Source organism: Pseudonocardia sp. NPDC046786, assembly GCF_040645415.1.
In the GTDB taxonomy this organism is placed as follows: domain Bacteria; phylum Actinomycetota; class Actinomycetes; order Mycobacteriales; family Pseudonocardiaceae; genus Pseudonocardia; species Pseudonocardia kongjuensis.
On sequence record NZ_JBEYYF010000003.1, the window covers coordinates 125,828 to 142,148 of the forward strand.

The 16,321-nt window shown below is 74.0% G+C and carries 13 protein-coding genes and 1 pseudogene; 9 read left to right on the forward strand and 5 right to left on the reverse strand.

All coding sequences use genetic code 11. The annotated features are described in order from the left end of the window. Positions 1 to 2,367 carry a malto-oligosyltrehalose synthase gene (gene treY / locus ABZ881_RS04475; protein ID WP_358481760.1) on the forward strand — a complete coding sequence of 789 codons (2,367 nt, stop codon included), beginning with the start codon at positions 1 to 3 and terminating at the stop codon, positions 2,365 to 2,367. Between the two features lie 115 nt (positions 2,368 to 2,482). Here the strand turns inward: treY and ABZ881_RS04480 are convergent. Further along, positions 2,483 to 2,878, reverse strand: a pseudogene (locus ABZ881_RS04480) (hypothetical protein); the annotation flags it as partial. Between the two features lie 95 nt (positions 2,879 to 2,973). On the opposite strand from ABZ881_RS04480, the gene treZ reads away from it, so the two are divergent. The 6 genes from treZ (at position 2,974) to ABZ881_RS04510 (ending at position 10,075) form a co-directional block, all read left to right on the forward strand. Continuing rightward, a complete protein-coding gene (gene treZ / locus ABZ881_RS04485; protein WP_344019003.1) occupies positions 2,974 to 4,719 on the forward strand; it encodes a malto-oligosyltrehalose trehalohydrolase in 1,746 nt (581 codons plus the stop codon). A 138-nt stretch (positions 4,720 to 4,857) separates the two neighbouring features. After that, a complete protein-coding gene (locus ABZ881_RS04490) occupies positions 4,858 to 5,802 on the forward strand; it encodes a sugar ABC transporter permease (RefSeq protein ID WP_358481761.1) in 945 nt (314 codons plus the stop codon). Further along, entirely contained in the window at positions 5,799 to 6,665 is an 867-nt protein-coding gene (locus ABZ881_RS04495; RefSeq protein WP_358481763.1) for a carbohydrate ABC transporter permease, read from the forward strand. Before ABZ881_RS04490 ends, ABZ881_RS04495 begins: the two co-directional genes overlap by 4 nt. A gap of 51 nt (positions 6,666 to 6,716) precedes the next feature. After that, the gene (locus ABZ881_RS04500) at positions 6,717 to 8,051 is read left to right on the forward strand and encodes an ABC transporter substrate-binding protein (RefSeq protein ID WP_358481764.1); all 1,335 of its coding nucleotides are present in this window, start codon (positions 6,717 to 6,719) and stop codon (positions 8,049 to 8,051) included. Further along, complete coding sequence (gene ugpC, locus ABZ881_RS04505; protein ID WP_358481766.1) at positions 8,051 to 9,199, forward strand: sn-glycerol-3-phosphate ABC transporter ATP-binding protein UgpC; 1,149 nt, start codon at positions 8,051 to 8,053, stop codon at positions 9,197 to 9,199. Before ABZ881_RS04500 ends, ugpC begins: the two co-directional genes overlap by 1 nt. 198 nt (positions 9,200 to 9,397) lie before the next feature. After that, the gene (locus tag ABZ881_RS04510; protein WP_358481767.1) at positions 9,398 to 10,075 is read left to right on the forward strand and encodes a DUF5753 domain-containing protein; all 678 of its coding nucleotides are present in this window, start codon (positions 9,398 to 9,400) and stop codon (positions 10,073 to 10,075) included. 126 nt (positions 10,076 to 10,201) lie between these two features. Here the strand turns inward: ABZ881_RS04510 and ABZ881_RS04515 are convergent, their stop codons facing one another. Further along, positions 10,202 to 11,188, reverse strand: coding sequence for a malate dehydrogenase (locus ABZ881_RS04515; protein WP_358481769.1), 987 nt, complete (start codon positions 11,186 to 11,188; stop codon positions 10,202 to 10,204). 96 nt (positions 11,189 to 11,284) lie between these two features. On the opposite strand from ABZ881_RS04515, the gene ABZ881_RS04520 reads away from it, so the two are divergent. Together ABZ881_RS04520 and ABZ881_RS04525 are read left to right on the forward strand one after the other, a co-directional pair. Then, complete coding sequence (locus ABZ881_RS04520; RefSeq protein WP_358481771.1) at positions 11,285 to 12,454, forward strand: DUF418 domain-containing protein; 1,170 nt, start codon at positions 11,285 to 11,287, stop codon at positions 12,452 to 12,454. A gap of 81 nt (positions 12,455 to 12,535) precedes the next feature. After that, a complete protein-coding gene (locus ABZ881_RS04525) occupies positions 12,536 to 12,937 on the forward strand; it encodes a hypothetical protein (protein WP_344018985.1) in 402 nt (133 codons plus the stop codon). 12 nt (positions 12,938 to 12,949) lie between these two features. On the opposite strand, the gene ABZ881_RS04530 is transcribed toward ABZ881_RS04525, so the two are convergent. From ABZ881_RS04530 to ABZ881_RS04540, 3 genes are all read right to left on the reverse strand, one after another. After that, positions 12,950 to 14,353 (reverse strand): FAD-binding oxidoreductase, encoded by a 1,404-nt coding sequence (locus ABZ881_RS04530; protein WP_358481772.1) that lies wholly within the window; start codon positions 14,351 to 14,353, stop codon positions 12,950 to 12,952. A 123-nt stretch (positions 14,354 to 14,476) separates the two neighbouring features. Further along, complete coding sequence (locus ABZ881_RS04535; protein ID WP_358481774.1) at positions 14,477 to 14,968, reverse strand: CoA-binding protein; 492 nt, start codon at positions 14,966 to 14,968, stop codon at positions 14,477 to 14,479. Beyond that, on the reverse strand, positions 14,965 to 16,305 hold the full coding sequence (locus ABZ881_RS04540) for an O-acetylhomoserine aminocarboxypropyltransferase/cysteine synthase family protein (RefSeq protein WP_358481776.1): 1,341 nt from the start codon (positions 16,303 to 16,305) through the stop codon (positions 14,965 to 14,967). The genes ABZ881_RS04535 and ABZ881_RS04540 overlap by 4 nt, the downstream gene beginning before the upstream one ends. Between the last annotated feature and the right edge of the window lie 16 nt (positions 16,306 to 16,321).

A 16,321-nucleotide genomic window follows, 5' to 3' on the forward strand; every position in this document is an offset into this window, starting at 1 on the left:
ATGAACCGCCTTCCGGGTTCCACCTACCGGCTGCAGTTCTCCCGGGACCACACGTTCACCGACGCCCGGGCGCTGACCGGCTACCTGGACCGGCTCGGCGTCGGCGCGCTGTACGCGTCGCCGCTGCTGGCCTCGGGCACCGGCTCGAACCACGGCTACGACGTCGTCGACCCGACCCGGATCTCCGCCGAGCGCGGCGGCGAGGACGGGCTGCGCGCACTGCTCGCGACGCTGCGCGAGCGCGGCCTCGCGCTGCTGCTCGACATCGTCCCCAACCACGTCGGGGTCGCGACGCCCGCCGAGAACCCGTGGTGGTGGGACGTGCTGATGCACGGGCCGGCGTCGCGCTGGGCGGGCCACTTCGACATCGACCGGGGCGCCGGGCCGCTGCTGATCCCGGTGCTCGACGCCGACGAGGACGACGCGCTGCAGAAGCTGACCGTCGTCGGGGACGAGCTGCACTACTTCGAGCACCGCTTCCCGATCGCGCCCGGCACTGGCGAGGGGTCCGCGCAGGATGTGCACGAGCGGCAGCACTACCGGCTGGTGTCCTGGCGGCGCGCCGCCGCCGAGCTGACCTACCGGCGGTTCTTCGACGTCTCCGATCTCGCCGCGGTCCGGGTCGAGGACCCGCAGGTCTTCGCCGACACCCACGCGACCGTGCTGCGGCTGCTGCGCGAGCACGACACGATCATCGGCCTGCGCGTCGACCATCCCGACGGCCTGTCCGATCCCGGTGGCTACCTGCGCAGGCTCCGGACGGAGATCGGGCCGTGGAAGTGGCTGCTGGTGGAGAAGATCCTCGGCGTCGGCGAGGACCTCCCGGCGTCCTGGCCGGTCGACGGCACCACCGGCTACGAGGCGCTGCGCGAGGTGTGCGGGGTGTTCGTCGACCCGGACGGCGCCGGGCTGCTCACCCAGTTCGCCGCCGAGCACACCGGGGAGAAGCGCTCCGCGCACTCCGTCGAGGACGACGGGCGCCACCTGGTCGTCGGGCAGATCCTGGTCGCCGAGGTGCAGCGGATCGCCGACGCGTTCCGGGCCGGCCCGGGCGCCGATGCCGGGCTCACCGGCGTCGACCTGACGACGGTCACCGCCGCGGACCTGCACGACGCCGTCGGCGAGCTGCTGTGCGGGTTCCCGGTGTACCGGTCCTACCTCACCCCGGCGATCGCCGAGGGGCGCGCCGCCGCGGACGTCGCGGTCGGTGTCGCCCGGACCCGGCGGCCCGATCTCGCGGCGCTGCTCACCGGGCTGTACCGGGGGCTGGTCGACGACCCGGGCTCGGAGTACGCGACCCGGCTGCAGCAGACCTCCGGGATGGTCACCGCGAAGGGCGTCGAGGACACCGCGTTCTACCGGTACAACCGGCTCGTCGCGCTGAACGAGGTCGGCGGCGCCCCGGCCCGGTTCGGCGTCTCCGTGCCCGAGTTCCACGCCGGGCTCGCGCACCGCGAGGCCGGCCGGTCGCGCACCATGACCACGCTGTCCACGCACGACACCAAGCGCTCCGAGGACGTCCGCGCCCGGCTCGCCGTGCTCGCCGAGCGGCCCGCCGACTGGGCGGACCGGGTGCGCCGCTGGTCGGTACGCCATCCGCTGCCGGACCGGTCGCTGGAGCTGCTGGCCTGGCAGTCGCTGGTCGGGGCGTGGCCGATCCCGGCCGACCGGCTCGCCGGCTACCTGAACAAGGCGGCGAAGGAGGCGAAGCTCGTCACCTCGCACGTCGACGCGGACGCCGACGCGGACGCCGCGATCGCGGACTGGCCCTCGGCGGTGCTCGCCGACACCGAGCTGGTCGAGGAGATCGAGGCGTTCGTCGCCGGGATCGCCGGGCCCGGCCGGTCGAACTCGCTCGGCCAGAAGCTGCTGCAGATGGCCGGACCGGGTGTGCCGGACGTCTACCAGGGCACCGAGCTGTTCGAGTACTCGCTGGTCGACCCGGACAACCGGCGGCCGGTCGACTTCGGTGCCCGGGACCGGCTGCTGGAGCGCATCGACGCCGGCTGGCAGCCGCCGGTGGACGTCGACGGCGGGGCGAAGCTGCTGGTCACGGCGGCGGCGGCGCGGCTGCGCCGGTTCCGGCCGGAGCTGTTCAGCGGCTACGGGCCGCTGCCAGCGCAGGGCGCGGCCGCGGAGCACGCCGTCGCGTTCTCCCGGGGCGGCGGCGCGCTGGTGGCCGTCGCCACCCGGCTGCCGGAGGGGCTCGACCGGCGCGGCGGGTGGGGCGACACCACGCTGCCGCTGCCCGGCGGGTTCGACGACTGGCACGACATGATCGCGAACCGGCCGGTGGGGAGCGCGGCGCCCCGGCTCGGGGAGCTGCTGGACCGCTATCCGGTCGCGCTGCTGGTCCGCCCGGCCTGAGTCCCGCGACGCCGGGCGCGGCGGGCCGCCGCGCCCGGCCGGCTCTGACCTCGTCGTCGCCGATCACGTGCACCGCGGCCTCCTCGGCGGACGCCCCGGCGCCGTCGATGCCCGCATCGCCCGCGGTGAGTTCCTTGGTGCCGCCCTCGCTGCCGTCGAAGGTCGGATCGTCGACGGTCAGCCGGCCCGCCCGGCGGTCGCCGACCTCGTCGTCACGCAGCTCGCCGTCGGTGTCGGTCGCGTCACCGAGGTACTCCCCCGTCGCGTCGTCGACGTCGCGCCGGTCGTCCGGCTCGGCGGCCGGGTCGGTGGCGTTCCACGGATCGGGCTCCTCGTCGGCGAGGCGCTCGTCGAGGGTCTCGTGGTCGCGGTCGTTCCACGGGCGTTCCGGCGGCGAGTAGCCCTCGTCCAGGACGTCGGTGAGGCCGCTGCCGTCGAGCGTGTCCTCGGGCTGGAGCTGGGCGTACTGGTCGAGGTCGCCGACCTCGACGCCGGAGTCCGGGTCCGTCATCGGTGCAGCGTAGAACGATCCGCGGCGCGGCGTGAGGGGCCCCACCCCGGCCCGGGCGGGCGGGAACCCGGCCCGGTGCGGAAGGATCGGCGTCCGTGACGGAGTTCGCCGTGTGGGCCCCCGACAGGAACCGTGTCAGCGTCGTGATCGGCGAGGACCGGATCGCGCTGGATCCGGCCCCCGGCGGGTGGTGGCGGACCGAGCTGCCCGACCACGGGCACGGCACCGACTACGCCTTCGTCGTCGACGACGACCCGGCCCCGCTGCCCGACCCGCGTTCGGCCTGGCAGCCGGGCGGGGTGCACGGCCGCTCCCGGGTGTACGAGCACGACACCTTCTGGTGGACCGACGACGGCTGGACCGGCCGGGCGCTCGCCGGGGCGGTGCTCTACGAGTGCCACATCGGCACCTTCACCGACGGCGGCACCTTCGACACCGCGATCGGGCGGCTGGACCATCTCGTCTCGCTCGGCGTCGACCTGGTCGAGGTGCTGCCGGTGAACGCCGTCGACGGCCCGGTGAACTGGGGGTACGACGGCGTCGGCTGGTACGCCGTCACCGAGAACTACGGCGGTCCGGAGGCGTTCAAGCGGTTCGTCGACGCCTGCCACGCCCGCGGGCTCGGCGTGCTGCTCGACGTCGTCTACAACCACCTCGGCCCGTCCGGCGCCTACCTGGACCGGTTCGGCCCGTACTTCGCCGGCTCGAACATCTGGGGCCCGTCGCTGAACCTGGACGGCGCCGGGTCCGACGAGGTCCGCCGGTTCGTGATCGACAACGCGCTGATGTGGCTGCGCGACTTCCACGTCGACGGGCTGCGGATCGACGCGGTGCACGCGCTGCGCGACACCCGCGCCCAGCACGTCCTCGAGCAGCTCGCGATCGAGGTCACCGCGCTGGAGGCGCACGTCGGGCGGCCGCTGTCGCTGATCGCCGAGTCCGATCTGAACGACCCGCGGATGATCACCGCGCGGGAGGGCGGCGGGTACGGCCTGGACGCCCAGTGGGCCGACGACGTGCACCACTGCCTGCACGCCGTGCTCACCGGCGAGGGCCAGGGCTACTACGGCGACTTCGCCGAGGCCGGGCTGGACGGGCTGGCCCACGTGCTGACCCGCGGGTTCCTGCACGAGGGCACCTGGTCGTCGTTCCGCGGGCGCAGCCACGGCGCCCCGATCGACACCGCCCGCATCCCGGGCAGCCGGCTCGTCACCTACCTGCAGAACCACGACCAGATCGGCAACCGCGCCACCGGCGACCGGCTCACCCACACGCTCTCCCCCGGGCTGCTGGCCTGCGGGGCGGCGCTGCTGTTCACCTCGGCGTTCACCCCGATGCTGTTCATGGGCGAGGAGTGGGGCGCCCGCACGCCGTGGCAGTTCTTCTCCCGGTTCCCCGATCCCGGCCTGCAGCAGGCGGTCCGCGACGGGCGGCGCGCGGAGTTCGCCGACCACGGCTGGTCCGACGCCGACGAGGTGCCGGACCCGAACGCCGAGTCCACCTTCGCCGACTCGACGCTCGACTGGTCCGAACCCGAGCAGGAGCCGCACGCCACCCTGCTGCGGATGCACCGCGAGCTGATCGCGCTGCGCCGGGCCTGGCCGGAGCTGTCCGATCCGTGGCTGGACTCGGTCGGCGTCGACGTGCACGCGCACGCGCGCACGCTGGTGGTGAACCGGGGCTCGATGCGGGTCGTGGTGAACCTCGGCCCGGAGCCGGTCACGCTGTCGCTGGGCGCGACGATCACCCGGATCCTGCTCGCCTCGGAGCCGACCCGCAGCGCCGACGACTCGTTCACCGTGCCCGCGGAGGCGTTCGCGATCTGCCGCATCGCGGGGTAGCGGGTCACCCGTTCGAGGGACGTCGTTCCACACGGCGCCGGACGTTCGACACCGATCGTCCACATCGGGCTGACACGGTCACGGGGGTCGCAAGGACGCGGTCCGCCGACCGTGTCCCCCGACCCGCCGTGAGGTCCGATGACGTCCACCATCACCCGTTCCGACGTGACGGCGCGGGACCGGCCGGTGCCGCGCCGGCGCCGCTTCAGCGGGCGTGACCGGCACGACTTCTGGGTGTTCCTGGCGCTGGTGGCGCCGAACGTCGCGCTGATCATCGTGTTCGCCTACCGGCCGGTGATCGAGAACGTCCGCTACTCGCTGCTCGACTGGACACTCGGGTCGCCGACGGCGAGCTGGGCCGGGCTCGACAACTACGTCCGGTTCCTGACCTCGCCGTCGTCCTGGACAATCCTCTGGACGACGCTGGTGTTCACCGTCGTCACCGTCGGCGGGTCGATGGTGCTGGGCCTGTTCGTCGCGCTGGCGCTGAACCGGCGGGTGCCCGGCACCGGCCTCGCGCGGGCCGCGGTGTTCTCGCCGTACGTGCTGTCCGGTGTCGGCGTCGGCCTGGTGTGGCTGTTCGTGTTCGACCCGACGATCGGCGTGCTCGGCGCGGTGCTGCGCGCCCTGGGCGGCACCGCCCCGGACTTCTTCAACGACCCCACGCTGTCGCTGGTCATGATCTGCGTGGTCTACGTCTGGAAGAACATGGGCTACGCCGCCGTGATCTACCTGGCGGGGCTGCAGTCGATCCCGCGCGACCTGCTGGAGGCGGCCGCGCTGGACGGCGCAGGACCGGTCCGGGCGTTCGTCCGGGTGGTGCTGCCGCTGCTGTCGCCGACGACGTTCTTCCTGCTGGTCACCAGCGTGCTGAACTCGCTGCAGGCGTTCGACCTGATCCGGATCATGACCCCGCTCGGCAACGGCACCACGACGCTGATCTACGAGGCGTACCTGCAGGCGTTCGGCGGGTACAACCGGGCCGGGTACTCGGCGGCGGTCTCGACGATCCTGTTCGTGCTGCTCGTGGTGTTCACCATGGTGCAGCTGCGCTGGCTGGAGAAGCGGGTGCACTACGCATGAGCACCCCCGCCGCACCGCGCCGGGTGCTGTCCGCCCGCAGCCTGCTCGACGCCGCGCTGTCCGCCTACCTGCCGCTGCTGCTCGCGGTGCTGGTGGTGGCGTTCCCGCTGGTCTGGATGGCGCTGACCTCGATCAAGCCGCTGCCCGAGATCATCACCCGGACCCCGACGCTGCTGCCGCTCGACCCGACCTGGGAGAACTACGCGACGGCGGCCGAGCGGCTCCCGTTCGGCCGGGTGTTCGCGAACTCGGTGCTGGTCACCGCGGTCGGCTCGGTGATCAAGGTGGCGCTGGCCGTGTGCACCGCCTACGGGCTGGTGTTCGTCCGGTTCCCCGGCCGGAACCTGATCTTCGCCGGGTTGCTGGTGACGCTGATGGTGCCGCCGCAGGTCGCGCTGCTGCCGAACTACACGCTGATCACGTCGCTGGGCGGGGCGGACACCTACTGGGGGATCATCCTGCCCGGTCTCGGCACCGCGTTCGGCACGTTCCTGCTCCGCCAGCACTTCCGGACGATCCCGCCGAGCCTGGTCGAGGCCGCCGAGCTCGACGGCGCCGGGCACTGGCCGCGGCTCACCCGGGTGGTGCTGCCGGTGTCCGCGCCGACCGTCGCGACCGTCGGGCTGATCACCATCGTGTCCGAGTGGAACGACTACCTCTGGCCGCTGGTGATCATCTCCCGGCCGGAGATGATGACCCTCCCGGTCGGGCTCACCCTACTGTCCAACGTGGACAACCGGGCCGCCGCCTACGGCCAGCTGATGGCCGGGTCGGTGGCCGTGATCGTCCCCGTGCTGATCGTCTTCATCGCCCTGCAACGGCACGTCATCGCCGGACTCACCCAGGGCGCCGTCAAGGACTGAGCGGAACCGCTCCCCCGTCGCCACCCGTCATCCCGGAAAGAGGACCCTGACATGACCCTGTCCGTCGACCGCCGCTCGTTCCTGAGGTTCGCCGGCATCGCCGGGGCCGCCGCCGCACTCGCGGCCTGCGGCGGGCCCTCCACCTCCGGCGGCGACGACGCCGCCGCGACCGACATCGACTACACGGGGCTGCAGCCGGCGAGCGAGATCACCTGGTGGTCGAACAACCCGGGCGGCTCGGAGGCCGTCTCCCGGCAGATCATCGAGGCGTTCCACCGGGAGCACCCCGGCATCCGGGTCGACCTGGTGACCGCGGGCACCAACTACGAGGAGATCGCGCAGCGGTTCCAGACCGCGCAGGCCGGCGGCACGCTGCCCGATCTGGTCGTACTGTCCGACGTCTGGTGGTTCCGCTACTACATGCAGCGCTCGATCGTGCCGATGGACCCGCCGATCGACGCGGTCGGCATCGACACCGCCGACTACCGCGAGCAGCTGATCGAGGACTACCGCTACGACGGCAGGCTGTGGGCGCTGCCGTGGGCCCGCTCGACGCCGCTGTTCTACTACAACAAGGCGCACTGGGCGGCCGCCGGGCTGCCCGACCGGGCCCCCGGGACCTGGGCCGAGCTGGGCGAGTGGGGTCCGCGGTTGCAGGCCGCCGGCACCGGGGTGCAGAAGGCGTTCCAGCTGCCCGCGCTCGCCGACTACGCCGGCTGGACCTTCCAGAACAACCTGTGGGGCGAGGGCGGCGGTTTCAGCCGGGACTGGGAGGTCACCTGCGACGCCCCGGAGGCGGTGCGGGCGATCCGGTTCCTCGCCGACGCGGTGTACACCGGCGGCTGGGCCGGTGTCGCGGCCACCGAGTCCACCACCGATCTCGCGGCGGGTGCGGCGTCGGCCACCGTCGGTTCGACCGGCAGCCTGGTCACCATCCTCGACGCCGCCGACTTCGAGCTCGGCGCCGGCTTCCTGCCCGCCGGGCCGGTCGCCGGGCCGGTCTGCCCGACCGGCGGCGCCGGACTCGGGATCCCGGCCGGGATCGAGCCGGAACGGCAGCTCGCGGCGGCCACCTTCGTCAAGTTCCTGACCTCGCCGGAGAACGCGGTGCTGCTCTCCCGGGCGACCGGCTACCTGCCGATCCGCACCTCCTCGGACACCTCGGCGCTGCTCGCCGAGTCGCCGCTGCGGCGGATCGCGATCGATCAGCTGGAGGTCACCCGCACCCAGGACCGGGCCCGGGCGTTCTTCCCGGGCGCGGACCAGGAGATCGCCCGGACCTGCGCGAACATCCTGAACCAGCGCGCCGACGTGGCCGCCGAGCTGAGCACGCTGAAGGGCACCCTGCAGGGCATCCACGACGCCGACGTGGCCCCGAACCTCTGATGGCGACGGTCAGCTTCGAGGGCGCCACCCGGATCCACCCCGGCGCGGCGGCGCCCGCCGTCGACCGGCTCGACCTGCAGATCGCCGACGGCGAGTTCCTGGTGCTGGTCGGCCCGTCCGGCTGCGGGAAGTCGACGTCGCTGCGGATGCTCGCCGGCCTGGAGGACGTCGACGCCGGCACCGTGCGGATCGGCGGGGAGGACGTCACCGACGTCCGGCCGCGGGACCGGGACATCGCGATGGTGTTCCAGAACTACGCCCTCTACCCGCACATGACGGTCGCGGCGAACATGGGCTTCGCGCTCACCAACGCCGGACGGCCGCGGGCCGAGATCGACCGGCGGGTGCGCGAGGCCGCGGCGATCCTGGACCTGCTGCCGCTGCTGGACCGCAAGCCGCGGGCGCTGTCCGGCGGGCAGCGGCAGCGGGTGGCGATGGGCCGGGCCATCGTCCGGGCACCGGCCGTGTTCTGCATGGACGAGCCGCTGTCCAACCTGGACGCGAAGCTGCGGGTGTCGACGCGCACCCAGATCGCCGGGCTGCAGCGCAGGCTCGGGATCACCACCGTCTACGTCACCCACGACCAGGTGGAGGCGATGACCATGGGCGACCGGGTCGCCGTGCTGGACCGCGGGGTGCTGCAGCAGTGCGCGTCCCCGCGGGAGCTGTACGCCCGGCCGGCGAACGCGTTCGTCGCCGGGTTCGTCGGGTCGCCCGCGATGAACCTGGTGACGGTCCCGGTCGACGGCGACGCGGTGTCGCTCGGTGGGGTGCGGATCGCGCTGCCGCGGTCGGGTTCCGGGGCTCGCCGGGGGGCCGGGGCGCGCCCGGGTGCCGGGGCCGATGGCGACCCGACCGGGGCCCGCGCCGGGACCGAGGTCCGGGCGGCCGCGACGGTGACCGTCGGGATCCGCCCGGAGCACCTGGTCCCGGCCACCGGGGCCGACGCGCTGGAGGTGACCGTCGACGTCGTCGAGGAGCTGGGCGCGGACGCCTACGTGTACGGCAGCCTCACCGGATCCGGCACCCCGCTCGTCGTCCGGGTGGACCCGCGCACCCCGCCCGACCGGGGTGCGCAACTCCGGCTGGTCCCGGACCCGGCCCACACCCACCTGTTCGACGGCGCCACCGGGAAGCGCCTCGGCTGACGTCCACACCCCCTGGCCCCGGTACGCACCCGCCGCGGCAGGTGCGAACCGGGGCGAAGGGCCGCGAACCAGGGGCCGCCCCAGCCGCTGCACACCCCTCCACCTCGCCGCACACCTGCTGCAACGGGTGTGCGGCGGGGCGGAGGGGTGTGCAGCGCGCAGCCGGGCGCTGCGCGGCCGGGGTCGGGGCTGTGCCGGATGGATGTGCGCGCCGGTCTCCCGGTGGAGCCGTCCCGGGAGCTCGCCGATCTCGTCGCGAGCCTGCGCTCCATCGACGCCATGTATCTCGAGTGGCGGCGGACGCTCGGCACCGGGACCCGGCGGCGGCAGCCGGCCTCACTCAAGCGGGAGGGTGACGCCCGGCTGCTGCGCTGGTACGAGCCGGTTCTCGTCCCGGGGTTGCTGCAGACGGCCGAGTACGCCGAGGCGGTCCTCCGGCAGGTGATCGAGTTCTACGGTGTGCCCGACGACGTCGCCGGCGGGGTCGCCACCCGCATGCAACGCCAGCAGGTGCTCTACCGCGGCGGCCGCCGTTTCGTGTTCGTGCTCGCCGAGCAGGCACTGCGGACCACGGTCGGCGACGACGACGTGATGGCCGGCCAGCTCGATCGGCTGCTCACCGTCATGTCGACGGCGCGGGTCGTCGTCGGGATCGTCCCCGCGTCGGCGCCGTACCGGGTGCCGACCAATCAGTTCATCCTGTTCGACGACCGCACGGTCAACGTGGAGACCGTCTCGGCCGAGCTGACGATCACCCAGCCACGGGAGATCGCGCTCTACGCCGCCGCCTTCGAACAGATCTGGGCGCAGGCCACCACCGGCGACGCCGCCCGAACCCTCATCCGATCGGCCCTGCAACAACGCAACCCCACCTGACCCGCGCCCCCGGTTGCCCCACACCCCTGCACCTCGCCGCACACCTGCTGCAACGGGTGTGCGGCGGGGCGGAGGGGTGTGCGGCGTTGCCGGGCGCTCACGGCAGTCGGACCGGTGGGGTCTGCGTCAGAGCAGGCCGAGCTTCTGCACGGCGTCGCGCTCCTCGCCCAGCTCGGCGACGCTCGCGTCGATCTTCGACCGCGAGAAGTCGTCGATCTCCAGGCCCTGGACGATCTTCCACTCGCCGTTCTCGGAGGTCACCGGGAACGAGGAGATGAGGCCCTCGGGCACACCGTAGGAGCCGTCCGACGGGATCGCGGCGGAGGTCCAGTCGCCGGCCGGGGTGCCGTTGACCCAGTCGTGGACGTGGTCGATGGCGGCGTTCGCGGCCGACGCGGCGGAGGAGGCACCGCGCGCCTCGATGATCGCCGCACCGCGCTTGGCGACGGTCGGGATGAAGTCGTTCTCCAGCCACTCCCGCTCGACCTGCTCGGCGGCGATCTTGCCGCCGACCTCGGCGTGGAACAGGTCCGGGTACTGGGTCGCCGAGTGGTTGCCCCAGATGGTGAGCTTCTTGATCTCGTCCAGCTGGACGCCGAGCTTCTTGGCGAGCTGGGCCAGCGCGCGGTTGTGGTCCAGGCGGGTCATCGCGGTGAACCGCTCGGCCGGGACGTCCGGCGCGGCGGCCTGGGCGATCAGGGCGTTGGTGTTGGCCGGGTTGCCGACGGCGAGGACGCGGATGTCACTCGCGGCGCCGTCGTTGATGGCCTTGCCCTGCGGGCCGAAGATCCCGCCGTTGGCCTCGAGCAGGTCGCCCCGCTCCATGCCCTTGGTACGCGGGCGGGCACCGACCAGCAGCGCGACGTTGGCGCCGTCGAAGGCGGCCTTCGCGTCGTCGTAGATGTCGATGCCGCGCAGCAGGCCGAAGGCGGAGTCGTCGAGCTCCATCGCGGTGCCCTCGGCGGCCTTGACGGCCTGCGGGATCTCCAGCAGGTTCAGCTTCACCGGGGTGTCGGACCCCAGGAGCTGACCGGAGGCGATCCGGAAGAGCAGCGCGTAACCGATCTGGCCAGCGGCTCCGGTGACGGTGACGGTAACTGGGGTAGCAGACACGAGCGGGACCCTAGCCCTGTGCGCCGCGGATCGCCGCGACGGGGAGCACAGGGATCGCTCCAGGTGTCCGGAACCACACCCGGTAGCGTCGCCTCGGTGCGTGCACTCCCGGTGGCGAGGCGTTCCGCTGCCCCGGACCTGGCCCGCGGGGCCGCACTGCTGCTGATCGCGGTGGCGAACGCGCACACCTTCGTGCACGACCGCGGGATCGGCGTCCGCGGCTACCCGCAGGACCTGTCCGGTGCCGACGCCGCGGTCGCCGCGGTGCAGCTGATGCTGGTCGACGGCCGGGCCTATCCGTTGTTCGGCGTGCTGTTCGGCTACGGCATCGCGGTGCTCGCCCGGCGCCGGACCGGGCCGGGGCAGGTCGCCGGGGAGGCGGTCGTCGCGCTGGCCCGCCGCCGCGGTGCGGCGCTGTTCGGGATCGGTGCGGTGCACGCGATCCTGCTGTGGTCCGGCGACATCGTCGCCGCCTACGGCCTGCTGGCGATGCTGCTGGCCGGGCTGCTGGTGCGCGGGAGCACCGCGGCGCTGGCCGGGACCGCCGCCGGGACGATCGCGGTCAGCTGCCTGCTGTACCTGCCGGTCGCGACGACCAGCGTGGACGTCGCGTCCGGCACGCCGTCGACGGTGACCGATTCGGCCACGGCGGCCCTGACCGCGCGGTTCGGCGAGTGGCTCTTCGGGTTCCTCCCGATCAACGCGCTCGCGCTCGCCGGGGCGGTCGCGGTCGGCGTGCTGCTGGCCCGCGCCGGCTGGCTGGACGACCCGGTCAGGTACCGCGGGCAGCTGGCCCGCACCGCCGCCGCCGGGATCGCGGCCGGGATCCTGGGCGGCATCCCGCTGGCGCTGGTCGCCGCCGGGATCTGGGTGCCGGGCACGGCCGCCGGGCTGATCGCGGGGCCGGTCCAGGCGCTGTCCGGCTACGCCGCCGGGATCGGGTACGCGGCCGCCGCCGGCCTGGTCGCGGCCCGCTGGGCCGGGCGCGGCGGGCCGGGGCCGGTGGGGGCGGCGCTGCTGGCCACCGGGCAGCGGTCGCTGTCGGCCTATCTCGCCCAGTCGATCGCCTTCGTCGCGCTGTTCCCGGCGTGGACGCTCGGGCTCGGGTCCGGGCTGCCGGTGTGGGCGGCGACCCTGTGCGGGATCGGGGTGTGGGTGGTGACGGTGCTGGTGGCCGCCGCCTCGGACCGGGCCGGTCTGCGCGGACCGGCCGAGACGGCGCTGCGCGCGCTCACCTACGGCCGGACGGCCCGGCGCGCGCCCTGAACGCGGGCCCGACGGCCCGGATGCCGACCGGCCGTACCGACGGGGATCCCGGGCGGTGGGTGGGAGCGCTACCGTCCGGGGGTGGGCGAGGAGCGCGACCCCTGGCAGGGCGCACCGGGCTGGTCCGGGGTGGACCCCGACCGGCTGGCCCCGCACGAGCCGATGCCGGGGGCGCCGCCGTACCCGCCGGGGACCGCCCCGGAGCCGGCCGCACCCACCGCACCGGCCGGTGCCGGCCCGGCACTCCCCCGCTGCCTCGCCGCGCCGGCCGGCTGGGTCGCCGTGGCACTGCTCGTGGCCGTGGTGACCGGGGTGGGTTCGTGGCCGCTGCGCGGGCTCGCGCTCGTGCTGCCGTGGCTGGCCACCGCGGCGGTGCTGGTGTTCCCGGCCCGCCGAGGGGCCGGTCCCGGCCTGCTGGTGGCGCTCGCGTCCGGACCGTTCTGGCTGCTGCACGCGCTCGCCGTGGGCCTGCTCGGCTGGTGACCTCCCCCGGCATCAGCGGACCGGCGGGATGTTCGCGTTCCGGGCGAAGACGTTGTCCGGGTCGTACACGGCCTTGATCGCGGCCAGCCGGTCGTACCGGTCGCCGTAGGTCGCCCGGGTGCGCGGGGCGTCGTCGGCCATCATCGAGTTGACGTAGACGCCGCCGCCGATCGCGTGCGGCAGCAGGCCGGCGTGCAGGTCGCGCACCCAGGCCGTCTCGGTGGGCAGCCCGGCGGCGTCCGGGGACGCGCCGACGACGAACGCGCCGAGCCGCGGGGTGCGGTCGCCGCCGAAGGCCGTCGCGTCGTCGGGCACCTCGCAGTAGGCGCCGTCGAGCGTGTAGAGGTGCACCAGCGACAGCGGCGACACCTTCCGGCGGGCGTGCTCGGCCAGCGTCTCGATCGCCCGGTCCGGGAGCCCGGGCAGGTAGCAGCCCTTCTCGTACCAGTGCACGCCCCGGGCGTTGGCCTCGTCGAACATCTGCTGCAGCGCGGTGAACGGCATCGGGGTGCGGAACTCGAACAGCGGGGCGGGTGCGGCGGCCAGGATCCGGTCGCGGGCGGCGTCGGCGTCCGGGTCCGGCTGCTCACCGCTGGTCCCGACGACGACGAGCGCCCAGCCGGTCCAGCCCTGCACGTCCGCGGGCACGAACGGGGCGGGCGGCGCCGTCAGGCAGATGATCTGGAACCCGAGGGTGGGCGGGAGCCCGGGGAGCAGATCGCGGGCCAGGCGCAGCACGGCGGCGCCGTCGTCGAGCCGGAAGAAGGTCATGCCGAACGACACCAGCGGCCCGACCGGCACCGCCGAGAACTCGAACTCGGTGACGATCCCGAAGTTCCCGCCGCCGCCGCGCAGCGCCCAGAACAGGTCCGGGAGCTCGTCGGCCGAGGTGCGGACCACCCGCCCGTCGGCCAGCACGACCTGCGCACCGAGCAGGTGGTCGACGGTCAGCCCGGCCCGGCGGGTCAGCCAGCCCATCCCGCCGCCGAGCGCGAGGCCGCCGATCCCGGTGTGCCCGACCTCCCCGGCGGGGACGGCGAGCCCGTGCTCCTGGCAGGCCGCGTCCATGTCGCGCAGCAGCGCCCCGCCGCCGACCCGGGCACGCCGGGCCGCCGGATCGACGACCACCTCGTTCAGCGCGGCCAGGTCGATCACCAGCGTCCCGTCGCCCACCGACAGCCCGGCCGAGCTGTGTCCGCCGGCCCGCACCGACAGCGGCAGCCCGTTGCGCCGGGCGTGGTCGAGGGCGACGACGACGTCCTCGACCCCGGCGCAGCGGGCGATCGCCACCGGCCGGTGGTCGATCGAGCCGTTCCACACCCGGCGGGCCTCGTCGTAGCCGGGATCGGCCGGGGTGACGACCTCACCGGCCATCCGTGAGCGCAGCTCCCCGAGGTGGTCGACGGTCGCTGTCATGGCGTCCTCCGTGGCGTCGGCGGTGTGCCGGACACCGTCGCGTCACGCCCCGCCGCTGTCACGGGAGCGGGGTGGATTTCGCCACGGTTGACGACGGGCCGGAGCCCGTCCGGGACGCCGCCGTCAGCCCCGTCGCCGGGAGCTGATCACCCCGGTGTTGAACCCGGCCAGGTGCAGTCCCCCGGCGAACCGGGCGTGCTCCACCTTGAGGCAGCGGTCCATCACCACCTCCAGCCCGGCCGCCTCCGCCCGGCGGGCCAGGTCGGCGTCGAACAGCCCGAACTGCAGCCAGAAGGTGCGCGGGAGCGGATCGAGGGCGAGCACCTCGTCCAGCACGCCGGACAGGTCGGCCGGCCTGCGGAACACGTCGACCAGGTCCGGCACGACCGGCAGCTCGGCCAGTGACCGGTACACCGGCCTGCCGAGGATCTCGGTCGCGTTCGGGTTCACGAAGTACACCTCGTACCCGGTCGACGCGAGCAGGTAGGTCGCGACGAAGTTGCTGGCCCGCGACGGGTTCGCCGAGGCGCCGACCATCGCGACGGTGCGGGTCTCGGCGAGGATCTGCTGCCGCCGCACGGCGGGCGGGTTCTCCCAGGTCTGCTCCGGGTTCACGGGGTCTCCTCGGTCGCGGCGGTCAGGGCCTGGTCGAGATCCCACAGGATGTCCTCGGGGTCCTCCAGGCCGACCGAGATGCGGATCATGTCCCCCGGCACGCCCGCCTGTTCCAGCTGCTGCGGGGTGAGCTGCTGGTGCGTCGTGGACGCCGGGTGCAGCACCAGGGTGCGGGCGTCGCCGACGTTCGCCAGGTGGCTGCACAGCTGCACCGCCTCGATGAACCGGGCGCCCGCCGCCCGGCCGCCCGACCGCTGCCCGCCCGGCTCGGCGACCCCGAACGCGAACACCGCGCCGGGCCCGTCCGGCAGGTACCGGGCGGCCCGCTCGTGGTGCGGGTGCGACGGCAGGCCCGGGTAGGTGACGTAGGAGACCCGCGGATCGGCGTCGAGCCACTCGGCGACCCGGCGCGCGTTCGCGACGTGCGCCGCCATCCGCTGCGGCAGCGTCTCCACGCCCTGCATCAGCAGGAACGCCGAGTGCGCCGACAGCGTCGCCCCGACGTCGCGCAGCTGCTCGGCGCGCAGCTTGGTCAGGAAGCCCAGCTCCTTGAAGTTGCCCCACCAGGTCAACCCACCGTACGAGGGCACCGGCTCGGTCATCCCGGGGAAGTTCCCGTTGCCCCAGTCGAACGTCCCAGCCTCGACGACGACGCCGCCGAGCGTGGTGCCGTGCCCGCCGAGGAACTTGGTGACCGAGTGGATGACGATGTCGGCGCCGTGCTCGATCGGCCGGCACAGGTAGGGCGTCGCCAGGGTCGCGTCGACGACCAGCGGCAGCCCGGCGGCGTGCGCGACCTCGGCCAGCCCGGCGACGTCGGCGACCTCCCCGCCCGGGTTGGAGACGATCTCGGCGAACAGGCACTTGGTCCCCGGCCGGATGGCCGCGGCGTAGTCGGCCGGATCGGTGCCGGGGACGAACGTGGTGTCCACCCCGAACCGGCGCAGCGTCACGTCGAGCTGGGTGATCGTGCCGCCGTAGAGCCCGGCTGCGGCGACGACGTGGTCCCCCGCGCCGGCGAGCGCGGCGAAGGTCAGGAACTCGGCGGACTGGCCGCTGGCGGTGCAGACCGCGCCGATGCCGCCGTCCAGACTGGCCAGGCGCTCCTCCAGCGCGGAGACCGTCGGGTTCGCGATCCGGGAGTAGATCAGCCCGTACTTCTGCAGCGCGAACAGCGCCGCGGCGTCGTCGGTGTCCCGGAAGACGTAGCTGGTGGTCTGGTGGATCGGCACGGCCCGCGAGCCGGTCGCCTCGTCCGGCACCGTCCCGGCGTGCACGGCCCGGGTGCGGAAACCCCAGGCGCGGTCCTGCTGCTGGCGCTCACTCACCCGGCCCATCCTGCCCGCACGCCCG